Annotated in this window: 10 protein-coding genes; 1 reads left to right on the forward strand and 9 read right to left on the reverse strand. The window is 39.6% G+C overall.

The genetic code is table 11. From position 1 onward, the window contains the following. Positions 1-8: 8 nt before the first annotated feature. The gene (gene larE, locus MSBRM_RS01690; protein WP_048154261.1) at positions 9-836 is read right to left on the reverse strand and encodes an ATP-dependent sacrificial sulfur transferase LarE; all 828 of its coding nucleotides are present in this window, start codon (positions 834-836) and stop codon (positions 9-11) included. A 281-nt stretch (positions 837-1,117) separates the two neighbouring features. Here larE and glmM point away from each other — a divergent pair, with 281 nt between their 5' ends. Continuing rightward, positions 1,118-2,476: a phosphoglucosamine mutase gene (gene glmM, locus MSBRM_RS01695; RefSeq protein WP_048120340.1), complete on the forward strand. Its 1,359-nt coding sequence runs from the start codon at positions 1,118-1,120 to the stop codon at positions 2,474-2,476. A 1,044-nt stretch (positions 2,477-3,520) separates the two neighbouring features. Here the strand turns inward: glmM and MSBRM_RS01700 are convergent. The 8 genes from MSBRM_RS01700 to MSBRM_RS01735 all read right to left on the reverse strand — a co-directional run bounded on the left by MSBRM_RS01700 (position 3,521) and on the right by MSBRM_RS01735 (position 11,796). Continuing rightward, on the reverse strand, positions 3,521-4,654 hold the full coding sequence (locus MSBRM_RS01700) for a TIGR04013 family B12-binding domain/radical SAM domain-containing protein (protein WP_048120338.1): 1,134 nt from the start codon (positions 4,652-4,654) through the stop codon (positions 3,521-3,523). Between the two features lie 37 nt (positions 4,655-4,691). Continuing rightward, on the reverse strand, positions 4,692-5,804 hold the full coding sequence (locus MSBRM_RS01705; RefSeq protein WP_048120337.1) for a site-2 protease family protein: 1,113 nt from the start codon (positions 5,802-5,804) through the stop codon (positions 4,692-4,694). Positions 5,805-6,047: 243 nt separating this feature from the next. Next, complete coding sequence (locus tag MSBRM_RS01710; protein WP_048120335.1) at positions 6,048-6,485, reverse strand: DUF126 domain-containing protein; 438 nt, start codon at positions 6,483-6,485, stop codon at positions 6,048-6,050. Continuing rightward, on the reverse strand, positions 6,472-7,689 hold the full coding sequence (locus tag MSBRM_RS01715) for an aconitase X (protein WP_048154264.1): 1,218 nt from the start codon (positions 7,687-7,689) through the stop codon (positions 6,472-6,474). Before MSBRM_RS01715 ends, MSBRM_RS01710 begins: the two co-directional genes overlap by 14 nt. Positions 7,690-7,747: 58 nt before the next feature. Next, positions 7,748-9,013: a UbiD family decarboxylase gene (locus MSBRM_RS01720; RefSeq protein ID WP_048120331.1), complete on the reverse strand. Its 1,266-nt coding sequence runs from the start codon at positions 9,011-9,013 to the stop codon at positions 7,748-7,750. 415 nt (positions 9,014-9,428) lie between these two features. Further along, positions 9,429-10,307: a glycosyltransferase gene (locus tag MSBRM_RS01725; RefSeq protein WP_048154266.1), complete on the reverse strand. Its 879-nt coding sequence runs from the start codon at positions 10,305-10,307 to the stop codon at positions 9,429-9,431. Continuing rightward, on the reverse strand, positions 10,307-11,452 hold the full coding sequence (locus MSBRM_RS01730) for a glycosyltransferase family 4 protein (RefSeq protein ID WP_052712651.1): 1,146 nt from the start codon (positions 11,450-11,452) through the stop codon (positions 10,307-10,309). Before MSBRM_RS01730 ends, MSBRM_RS01725 begins: the two co-directional genes overlap by 1 nt. Before the next feature lie 2 nt (positions 11,453-11,454). Further along, entirely contained in the window at positions 11,455-11,796 is a 342-nt protein-coding gene (locus MSBRM_RS01735) for a hypothetical protein (RefSeq protein WP_048154269.1), read from the reverse strand. Positions 11,797-12,777 lie beyond the last annotated feature (981 nt).

A 12,777-nucleotide genomic window follows, 5' to 3' on the forward strand; every position in this document is an offset into this window, starting at 1 on the left:
GACTGTCTTCATCTGTTAGTCAAGTTTTTTAAGGTATAAGGTTCGTCCATGCTCCCGCTCCGAAAGCCCTCAAGATCGAGGGTTACGTAGTCAAATCCCAGGGATTTCAAACGCCGTGAAATTTTCTCTCTTTTCAGCAAAGCATCTTTCAGCTCATTCTGAATAACTTCTATCCGGGCGAGATTTTCGTGCATCCTGACTCTGAACTGAGTAAAACCCAGGGAAAAAAGAAATTCTTCGGCTTTTTCGATTTTTTGAAGAGCCTCTGCCGTTATTGGCTTCCCATAGGGAATGCGGGTGGCAAGACAGGATGCAGACGGTCTGTTAGCTGCCGAAAGAGAAAGTTTGGAAGCGACTTCCCTTATTTCTTCTTTTGTCACGTTAAATTCCAGGAAAGGAGAAAAAATCTTTTCTCCGGCTTCTTGGACCGCCCTGTATCCCGGACGGTTTTCCCCGTGTATTTCAGAGTAATTAGTGCCCTCAAGTACAGCATTATATCCCGCTTTCTCCGAGAAATCGAGCAAGGTTTCAAGCAGAGCCTTTTTACAGAAATAACACCTGTTTATTCTATTTGCGGAAAAATAAGGAAGACTCAATTGAGAGAAAGAGAGTATTTTGTGCTCAATTCCTATCTCGCAGGCTGTCTCGACAGCTGTTTCAAGTTGTTTCTTTGGAAAAAGTGGGGAATTTATGGTTACGGCAAGAGCCTTTTTCCCAAGTACCTCAAAAGCAAGGGCTGCAAGAGTCGCACTGTCTACTCCTCCTGAAAATGCAATGACAGCACTTTCTCTGGCTTTTATGGCTTCCTTTATCAGTTCTATCTTTTCATTGGTCATTATTAATTGGTTTTTAGCTAATAAGATATATGTATTTTCCAGTCCTATAATCAGGCAACTTGAAACAGCCGACAGAGGGGATTAATGGTTTTACTTAACGGACACTATTTTTAAGTTTGAGAATCTTCTCAAAAAAGCGGTATCTTGAAATCGTTGTAATGTTTTCATTACCAGAGCTTTGTTTTATATTAGAGATTTATTTGTTATAATAATTCAAATTAAAGAACAGATTTGCCCGAACGGCAGAATTTTCATTCAAATTACAAAGATGGAGATCTTACATGGCATTATTCGGAACTAATGGTGTACGTGGTATCGCCAATGAATATATAATTCCAGAGTTGGCAGTCAATTTAGCCAGAAGCCTTGGTACATATATGGGTTCAAAAGGCACGGTTGCTATAGGCTGTGATACCCGGATTTCAGGCCAGATGCTGAAGTCTGCCGCAATTGCCGGGGCTCTTTCAACAGGTCTGAATGTAATTGACGTGGGAACGCTTCCTACTCCTTCTATTCAGTACTATGTGCGTGATCACGCCGATGCGGGGATCGTTATTACTGCGTCTCACAACCCAAGACAATATAATGGAATCAAGTTAATTGCCGGAGATGGTACGGAGTTTCCCAGGGATGGAGAAAGAGATATCGAAAAAATTTACTCCTCTGGAAAATATTCCATTGTATCCTGGGAGAAGACCGGTAGTTTCAGGGTCGATCCAGGAGTCAATGACTATTATATCAGAAATATTATTAACGCAGTAGATGCCGAAAAGATTCGCAGCCGCAAACTCAAAGTAGTCATTGATACAGGTTCCGGAGCAGGTTCACTTACTCTTCCCTTCCTGCTTAGAGAACTGGGCTGCAATGTGCTGACTCTTGGAGCTCAACCCGATGGGACTTTCCCCTGGCGAAATCCCGAACCAATACCTGATGCTTTAACCGAGCTCTCCAAACTTGTAAAAATTACTGGAGCCGATCTAGGAGCAGCTCACGATGGAGATGCGGATAGGATAGTCTTTATGGACGAAAATGGTGAATTCTTAAATGAAGAGGTTCTGCTTGCCATGATGGCAAAATATATGCTCGAACGCGAAAAAGGGCCTATAGTAACTCCTGTTAGCTCCTCACAGCGGATGGCCGACGTAGCAAAAGAAGAAGGTGTCGAGCTTTACTGGACAGCAGTTGGCTCCATCAACGTCGCTCGAAAGATGATGGAAGTAAATGCAGTATTCGGAGGCGAGGGCAATGGAGGCCTTATTTTCCCCAAGCATCAGTATTGCAGGGATGGGGCAATGGCCTGTGCCAAAATCCTTGAAATCCTGGCTGGTGGGAAAAAGCTTTCCGAGCTTGCAAAGAGTGTACCTCAGTACTTCAACGCAAAAACCAAAGTCCCCTCCGTAAACACACAAGCTACAATGGAAAAAGTAAAATATGAAGCTTCAGGCCTCGGGCTTAAGATGGACACCATTGATGGGGTCAAAATCTGGTACAAAGATGGCTGGGTCCTTATCCGGCCCTCAGGCACGGAACCGATTTTCCGAATCTTTGCCGAAGCAGAGAAACAAGAACGAGCCGAAGAACTCATGCAGGAAGGCCTACAAATGGTCATAAGAGCAGAAAAGGCTTCAACTCCCAAATAAGTCCTTAACCTCTCTTGAAGTTTTTGCTCAAGCTTTTTTTTCAAAAGGCTTGTGAGCAAATCTTTTTTTAGAAGAGTTGCGCCACAACCGCTGTGTCGATTGATCACCCCGACCATCTTGTTACTGGAGTTTTCGATCAAGCCTTTTTTCAAAAGGGTTGTGCCACAACCGTTGCGCAGGTTGATCACGCCTATAGAGTTTAGGAATAAGGTTCTCAAGCTCAAATGCAACCGTTGCACCAGATGATCACCCCGACCATAAAGTTGCTAGGTTTTTGATCAAACCTTTTTTAAAAGACTTAAACCGCTTTGAGCCTTTGATTAAGTTTTTCCCGGGAAGGTTGCAGAACTTAAATGAATATTTTAATTAATTAGTATGTTTTAATTTTAAATTAGTAACAATAAATTATAAATACATTAATTACTTTATTATATATAGGACTAAAAATAAAAGGTCCTCTTTTATATAAGTATGTCAGTATAAGAGCCTCCTAAGCTCAAAGCGTATACATTCTAAACTGAGAATGCAGTAAAAATTCTAAGTATTAGTTTGATTAAAGGAACAGCCGGTAGTACAAGATCAATCGAAAGTGCAAGACCAACAAATAAAAGACCAACAAATAAAAGACCAACAAATAAATTTAAAAAGTGAATATGCAGTCAAAATGAGAACAAATAGAACCTATTCCAAAAATAAACTGTGAACTGAAACTCTGGAATAAAACTCGAATTCAGGTTATGGAGTTGATAGGAAAAGATAGTAACAGGATCAGATTAGATAACATGTGCGTAAATTTCCAAAATAAAGGCTCTTCGTTGTTTGTGGATATCCCATAATGTCCTCATAAAAACCAATGTGGTATTGAATTGAAAATTATCTCATCCATAGAGAATAATGAAGAGCCTAAATATATAAATAAGTGTAAATAAATAAATAAATTGTGCTTAACGTCTCAGGGAATTTATAGAATCCAGAACAATGAGATTTGGTTTCAAAGCCGATACCAGAATCCATATATCGGCCTCCAACCTTATCTCTCTAATTTTACTTTTTATCAAATTTCCGGTGTTTTTCCCAGTATCCTGTAAGTTTGCCCCCAAAGGCAAGTTTTCCAAGCTCTCTTCTTACCAGATCACTTACTTCTGAGGGGACAGCCGATGCATATGGAGTTCCCGGCAGGGGAGTAAGATAATGGGCCCTTACAGTGCCTCCTTTCTTGCAGATCCAGCGGACAAGGTCGAGGCTTTTTTCCTGGTCCTCTTCAGTTTCAGTGGGAAGGCCAAAAATGAAATCAACAGTGGGAATAATTTCATGTTCCAGACAGCACTCAACTGCTGAAATGCTGTCTCCAACCGTATGTCCTCTGTGGATTTCCTTTAGAATTCGATCACTGCCGGACTGAGCCCCAAGGCTAAGACTATCGTTTGCGCAGTATTTTCTCACGAGCTCAACCGATTCATTGGTTACGAATTCAGGACGCACTTCCGAAGGAAAAGTCCCAAAAAAGATTTTCTTATCAGGTATTTTATAAAGTGCAGAAAGCAATTTTTCCACTTTATCAAACCTGGGATGAATTCCATCACTACCGTAACCAAAGGCATTGGAGGCTATAAAGCGAAGGTCATTATAGTACCCCGCATTTTTCACAATGGAATCTACGCTTCTGTGCCTGACTTCTCTTCCGAAAAGCCTGGGAGTCTGGCAGTATTTACAGCCCCAGGGACATCCCCTGCTAATTTCAATAGGAGCCCGGAGTTTATGAGGGTCAAAGCAGGGATAGGAATCAAGATTTGCATACGGCCTTTTTGGAGTTCTGCCAACCTTGCCTGTTTCTGCATCCCTGTATGCAATGCCAGGTACTTTTTGAGGGTCTTCCCTTCCCTGAATTGTTTTCACAAGTTCCGGAAGGGTTTCCTCCCCTTCTCCTATCACAACATAATCGAAGTATTCGAGTGTCTCTTCCGGAGCGCCGGATGGATGAGGTCCTCCGGCAATAAAAATTGAATCCGTACCTGCATTTTTCACTTCCATAAATACCTTTGCTGCCTGACGCGTTGTAAAACTGTAGATCATGATCCCATCTACAGGTCTGTCTACAAAACCAGCTTCAGGCAGTAAAGGCGAAAGTACTGCAAAGCTGTAAGAGTTTTTCTTGCTGTACCGGAAGTGCACATTCATTATTTTTCTCCTCCGTTTTTTAGAAATCCAGACTCTTTCAGGAAATTGGCTTAAAAGGTATCAGAGTAAAGCAGAGTAAGCCCAGGATAAAGGTAATGATCCCTAACAAGATGCGTTTTTTGTCCAGTTCGACTTTATCGTGCAGGGGAGACGGATGCCCTATCGCAGCAAAAATCCAGAGGAAAAGGGCCCAGGAAATCCATATAAATCCGTCTTCCTTCATCCAGTAAATTACATAAAGCCCTATCAGAAACAGGACACGCGGCATCATAAATGAAACCTTTTCCGCTTTCTTACCCAGCATAGCCCTTAGGATGTGCCCACCGTCAAGTTGCCCCGCAGGAAGGAGATTGAGCAGGGTCACGAACATTCCTACCCAGCCTGCAAAGGCTACGGGATGAAGGTTTTCTCCTGTAACTCCAACAAGGTTCTGGATAAACACGAAAAGGGGAGGAAGGCCAAGACCAAGCATCATGGAATCCGACAGGGGGTTTACTGCAGGTGCTTTAAGGTTAAGTCCTATTACCGTCACTGCAACTGACATGAAAAGGCCTACCAGTGGTCCTGCAACTCCCACATCAAAAAGCGCTTTTCGACTGGGTACAGGCCCTCTGTAGCGGATTAGTGCTCCCATAGTGCCAATAAAAGTCGGAAAAGGAATGAAATACGGAAGAGATGCCTTCATCCCATGGTATCTGGCCATTACATAGTGAGCCATCTCATGGGAACCAAGAACTGTCATTATCGCAAGGGTAAATGGTAAGCCTCGGATAAGCTGGGAGGGATCGATTTCGAGGTCTGCTCCTGACATCCAGGCTCCGCAAACCATGGTTGTAAAAAAGGTTGCTATGAAAAGAACAAGGTTTATCCAGTTCTTTTCCTTTGCCTTCTTTTCAGGAAAAACCAGCAGTACATATTCTCCAAGCTCATACTTCAACGTACATCCGAACCCAAAATGCTGTAAAGGTTCCCATAGTTCTCCTGTAACATTTTCGGTATTGGTTCTAGGGGTTCCATAGAAGTAAAGAGCTTCCCCGGAATTCTGGACCTCATAAACGTCGAATACCCTGAATATGTAAGGATATAAACGTGAGACCGTTTCCTCGGCATTGAATTTGTCTTTGCCTTTCTTATGGTTTTCCGGGTTCATTTTGAAGTTCCTATTTCCCATCTTAAAACTTAATTTTTGGGCTTTATCCATTAATTTTATTAGTTCAATTTTATCAGTTCAATTTTATTAGTTCAATTTTATCAGTTCAATTTTATTAGTTCAATTTTATTAGTTCAATTTTATTAGTTCAATTTTATTAGTTCAATTTTATCCGTTCAGCTTTACCCGTACAGCTTTCAGGACTTAAATAACCATTTTTTGTTTGCTAGTTATTTTTCAGTTTTACTCGTTTTCAGTTTTAATGGTTTCCTGTTTGAGAAGTTCAATGTATCCTTTACTTCCGTTAACCAGAACAAAGTCTCCATTATTTAATACTTCGTAAGGGTTTCTCTCAAGCATATCAACAAGTGGAATTTCGGAAATAATGGCTCCAACTGCAACTATTGGCTCGGTTTCCAGGTTTATTATCGCTGCAGGTGCGACTCCATTTTTCTTCAGTTGATACATAACATACGAGCCAACTGTAGAGCCTTTACCGTGCGGAAAAACAAGAACTTTATTCTGGATTGATTTTCCTTCAAGGGCGTGATTCTCTTCAATTACGACCCCTGTTTTTGGGTCTACATTCCCAAGGAATGAAATAGGGTCTCTGGAAAGCAGTACTTCTCCTTTTGCACATCCTCTTGAAATCTTCCTGCCTTTAAGTTTAATTGGAATCACCTCCCTTCTTTGCTACATTCTTTGCTGCTCCGCCTACTGCTTCCTCGACACAGGCTTCCATACTTCCATATACGGCTTCAGCTCCGCACATTCCAGGAACGTAAGCAAGTGCTTTTCCTGAGTTTACCATAACGCAGGAATAGCTGTTTGTAGCAGGAGAAACTACCATGCAGGTATCACAGACAACCTTAGCTCCACTTTCTTCGATGGTCCCGACATACTCCGGATAGCGTTTTGCAAGTTCCCTTGAGGTAAAGATCCAGAACTCTTTTGAAACCGTTTTTCCTCTCAGGAGTTTGGCTGCTTTTTCAAGTTCCGCTGCAGAGCAGTGAGGACACCCTATGGTTATCAATTCGGGCTCTTTGCAGGCTTTTTTCAGGCTCTCATAAACCTCGTCAAGCTGGCTTTTCTCAATAGTTATTTTTTCTGACGGCTCTTCAAAATTCACCCTGCAAATCTCAGGCGTGACTTCTTCAACGTGATAAAGGGCAACTGCTCCCGAAGCTGCCATTGCAGCTCCTAGCGCTTTTAACTCATCCGCATCCGGAGTGCTCCTTAGATGAAAAACAGGCACCTTGCTCCCTGCAAGGTTCCCAGCTACATAACCTAGTGCACCGTAATCCGATCCTTTAAGAGGATACTCTACATCAAATGAAATCTCAGGCACACGGTTTTCATCCAGATGGAAACCATAGTTTGCGGTTTTTCCAAGAAGTGCTGCAGAAAGGGCTGACGGCCCACCTTCCCGGTTCGTCCTGGCCCCAAGTACGGAATTTGCATAGGAGACAGCTGATGATTCGCTCCATGCCAGGTGGTCTCCATAACCTACATCAAAACCCTCAAGAGTATATGGCGTGCATGTGCACTCACACCGAATTCCTAGTTTTTCGTATGCCTGAACAATCAACTTTTGTTTTTCCGCAAACTCGGGCGAGATCCTGAGCCGTTCCCAGTCTTGCAGGTCCATCCCGGCAGGGTTTAAAATCGCAGGAACCTTAACCTTCCCCTGCAGGTCTGAAATCCACTCAAGACCTGCATCGCCCATAGTTTTGTAAGAAACCCCTGCTATCTGAGCACTTTTGATGGGGATAAGCCTGTCTGCACCGTAAATGTCTCCAAGAGTCACCAGGATTTCAATAGCCTGCCTTAGAGTCTCACCGGCGTCTCCATTCAGGATTTGCTCTTCTTCTTTTGTAAGATACATTGAAATTCACTCGTTAATTGCCAGAGGTTTTAAATAATTTTTACCTATTCTTTCGGAATTATTCCGGAATTACTGCCCTTTCAAAATTTTCCTTTTCTACGAGCACTTTTGTAGCATCAATTCCCACTTTTGTGGTTGTTCCGTCAGGAGCTCCTCGTGGGTCAAGGGAACTTCCCCGAACATTGGGTATAATAAGAATATCAATATCGCCTTTTACCCTGGTAGCAATTGCAAACTCGACATCGTTCGGGTCAAAAATATTTATATCTTCGTCCACAACCACTACATGCTTAAGGCTTGTATGGGCTGCAAAGGCTGCCATGATAGCGTTTTTTCCATCTCCTTCAGTCTGCTTCTCAATCTGGACGACTGCATGGAGATAACAGCATCCTCCCTCGGTCAACACCACGTTTTTGACCGTAGTAACCTCTCCTACAGCCCTGTAAATCCTTGGCTCATAAGGCACTCCCATCATCAGGAGATGCTCAGGGCCGGCTGGCAGAATTCCGTGATAAATCGGGTCTTTTCTATGAATAATTCGGGTGATATGGATAACAGGTTCTTTTCTAACAACATCGTAGGTTCCGGTTATATCAACAAAAGGTCCTTCATCAATTCTCTCTACGGGGTCGATATAACCTTCAAGCACAATCTCGGCATGAGGAACTTTTAACCCATTTGCACACTCAAAAAGTTCAACAGGAGCTCCACGCAAAGCGGCTGCGTATTCGAATTCTTTTCCTACAGGAACCCTTGTCGAAGTCGCGTAAATAATTGTTGGGTCGCAGCCAAGTACAATTGCAACAGGTAGAGGTTCGCCTTTTTCGGCGGCTTTTTTGTGCAGGAGATAAGTATGCCTTGGAGGGACTAGGCGGGCTGCAAGTTTATCTTTTCCTACTAGCATAAGCCGGTGGATTGAAGCATTAATCGTGCCTCCGTACTCGGAAACTACAATTCCTGCTGTTATATAAGGAGCTCCGTCTTTTTCAAAATGTGTAAGGATAGGAAGTTTTGTCAGATCAACTTTGTCTTCTATGACCTCAAGGGTTGGAGATTCTGATACAAGCCGCACTTCCCCTTCAGGAGAAACTTCCGAAAGCTTCTTTATAATCTCTTCTTTAGGAACTCCGAGCATGGAGGACAGTTCATCCCTTGACCCAAGGAGGTTCATAATCACCTTCGAACCTGAGATATCATGGAAGAGAACGGGAGCTTTTGTGTTTTTTGCAATTCTTGAAGCTTCAAACCTCGGGGATACAGGTTGGAGAATTTCTACCAGTTTTCCATTTTCTTTTAACTGGTTGATGAAAGTTCTAAAACTCATGGGTATCTGGATATCAGAAAGCTGTCAGATGATAAAAAGATTATCTGATTTTAGGAATAAAACTCCCTTCTCTGTTAACCAATGTAAGTTATCACATTGTAGTGAAAAAGACTTTTACCGTGAAATCTAATCTGTATATCCAAAATTAGATCTTTGGGAACTTTGAAAGTGACGTTTTCCACTTGTTACCTCTTGTCTGACATTTACTTTATACCCAATATAGTGTTAGGTTGTATACACACCATAAAGATGCACTATTTTGGTACTGGCTGGTAATATTGAAATATCCACATCGATTGAAATATCCGCATCGCAAAGAAAAACTGTTTTCATAAGAATTTTCTCCTCCCAGCAACAATACAAATCCTTTAAAATCTTTATATTTTTTGCGAAAAACATTTTAAAATCATAATTCTTAATAAGTGGTATCAAATTGCTTTTTTACTTTTTCATAAAACGTTTTTTCATTTTCTCCTATGTTATATAGTTCTTCGTTAGTCATATTACAGACAGTCTTTAATGTATCATAAATACTATTTTTGTCTGCGTTTATGAATGGAATTTTTATTTCATACAATTCTGGATTTACATAACAGACTACGGGCACCCCCATAAAAGCGCACTCAAGAGATGAGACACCGTATGTCCCCAAAAGTAACTGGTCTATGTATACGTCACATTGAGACATTAGTTTTAATGCTTCTTCATGAGAGATGTTCTGAACCATTGAATACTCTATTTCATATCCCTCTTCCTGTAATCTTTTTACTGCAGAATCTATGAACTCTGAGCCTTTCACTGCTGGGTTGGAAGGAATATGTAACAGCTTTATTTTTTCCCCAGTTCGTTGTCTATTTTTTGGAGGAATTTCTTTATCGTTTAGAAGATTTGGAACCCAGACTGCATCCACATATTTCATCAGATCGGGAGTAGATACGTATTTTTTATCCGCTAATTTATGTAAAAATGGTTGTCTTTTTCCTCTTATATCAGTTCCATGATAATGAAATATGACTTCTTTTCCTAGCAGTTTGAATATAAGAATCTCTATTCCTTTTAATGGAGCTTTTTCATGGATGTGAATTCTATCGGCTTTGGTACATTCACACAGGTACCTGCAAGAGTTTACTGCAGAATGGAAATTGAAGCCATCAATGAGAAAGAATTCATCTCGATTAAATTTGAACGGATGTGGGTATGTTTGGATAACCTTAGACTCGTGCCCTCTTTTTTTATCAATATCACTAAGAGCGGAAGGAACTCCAGCAATTACTCCAATGTGATTTATTTTCATTATTCCCTCCCAATCTGTGAAGTTGAACGTAATATGATAGCCACAGATCCACCAATGTATTTCCATGAATACCTACATTCCACTAAATGTCTTCCATTTTCCCCCATCTTTATTGTTTCTTCGGGAGCCTCTAGTAACCTTATTATTGCTCCTGCCAGTTTTTCCGGATTTTCGGGGTCTATGAGAACTCCAGCATTGAATTTTTCAATTTCATCCAGATTGTTTATCCTTGAAGATACTATTGGTTTCCCACAGGCCATGTACTCTACAATTTTCATAGGGCTTATCCCTATCTTATCATTTCTTTCTTTTATGAAAGGAGCTACACATATATCTGCCAGATTAATAAGTTTTACAAGGGTTTCTTGAGGGACCGCAGGAATGAAAATTACATGTTCAGAGACATTAAGAGAATTTGTGAGTGTTATAAGTTTATCTTTTTCTGGTCCATCTCCAACAATTAATAAGCTTATATTAGGGCACTTTTCTACAATTTGAGGAACAGCATTAATTAAATTCTCTAGTCCCTGCCAATTTAATAAAGATCCCTGGAATAAAATAAATTGTTTTTCTGCTGTGTTTTTTACTGGTTTAAATAATTCTATGTTTACTCCATTGCAGACAACTTCTATTTTTGATTCCGAAAGATTATATCTTTCGCATAGCAACTTTTTTAATCCGGGTGTTACACATATTATTTTTTCTGAATGCGAATAATAGAGTTTCTCTGAAAGGTATACCAATTTTATATATAATGGAGGAGACTTCTTCATCCTTATTTCATCTATTAAATTTCCGTTTACTTCCATAACTAATCGGACATTAAAAAGTTTAGAAAAAATCACAGATGGAGCAAGAAGCAGTGAACCGTCAAATCTTTGGTAGATTACATCCGGGCGGTTTTTTAGTAAGTAAAAGGGATATAATAACAAGAAGCCTAAATTTAAGATAGCCATTCTTGCCATACCTTTTAATCCAAAAGTAGGGATCACACACTGATAATTAAATTTTATGTTATCTGTAGGAGTAGGGCAAATAACGTCCACTTTGTTTTCTCGCTGAAGATGTTTTACAATTTCCAGCGTGTGAGTTGTGCCTGCATTCCTCTCTCCTAAATAGATATCTGTAAGATAGTGAATTCTCAATTTCACCCCTCTTGATAGTTTTGAATTTCTGTATTTAGCTTATCTATTTTCTGGTTAAGTCTCTCGAACTCTTTTTTAATAGGGGACTCGTGAACCCAAGCCTGCCTATTTCCATATTGGAGCATAGAAGGAAAAGTAACAATATCGTAGACTCCCCACCATAAAGCAGAGGCAAAACAAATTAACAAAATTCCAGTGTATAAGGAAATGTAATTTTTAAGGAATTGATTATATACAGTAAGCGTTGTATTTACAAATGTTATAAAGTTACATAAAAACATAGATTGAATTACAACTTGAATAACACCCCCTATCTGGTCGTTATCTACATGAATTTGTTTCATTTCTTATCCCTCATGATTTGTAAAAACTTTATTTTGATTCAATTTCATGCTCAGTTTTTGATACTATTAAATAAAAGTAAAATTTATCTTAATTCAATTCCATACGTCTTCGGTTAAGCGAGAAATCGTGACAAATTGCACCAATTTCCTCAACATTTATCAAATATTTCTATAAATTATGACTTGGAACCGAGTATCGATTTCATGTACATAGGCCAAAATCTAAGGCTAATTTCTAATGCAAAATCGATAGCTTTCAGGCAAGAAAATTCTTTAACCGATGGCCAATAAATTCAATTTAATTTCACATTTTTTCTGTTGCACTTAATACAACAGTATTGATTTCTACGTTATGTTATATAAACTTCTGGATATTTTTAAATATATTAATTAAAAAAGTTAAATAGTTAAAACCATGAATAAAATCACACAAACAAATTTTGTAAACTTCGTTGCATAGGTTGTTGGTATAAGTACCTACTCATAAATGTAAAACTGACTTTCTTTATTCGACATGTTCAAAAAATAGCATTTTTTGTATCTTCTCAAATTCGAGGGATAATTTTCCAATTCAAAAACTGTGCAACAATTTTATCCTACAGTTATAAAGTTGAATACTTCGCTTGAAGTTGTTTCTCACACTTGGTTAAATTCTCAAATTTTCAGCAAATACATGAAATTTACTTTTACCCGCACAATATGGAGACAATTTCTCATGTTATTGTGTTTGTGAAATTATTCAAAATTTTGCAGTTATTATATCAACAGAAGATTCTGTATAGTTCTGGTGAAAGTTTTTAATAAAAGCAAAAAACCGAAAACTTTGGAATATTTTAAAAATATGCACTTGAGTAACCAAGATGGTTTTCAGAAATACCGATAGCATGAAAAATTCTAAAAGTTGAAAGGATATCTGCAGAAAGTCTGGTAAAATGGAACATACTTAAAATTGCATAACCGGGGCACGACTATGCAAAGAGC

Origin of the sequence: Methanosarcina barkeri MS (assembly GCF_000970025.1) — an archaeon.
GTDB classification, from domain to species: Archaea; Halobacteriota; Methanosarcinia; order Methanosarcinales; family Methanosarcinaceae; genus Methanosarcina; species Methanosarcina barkeri.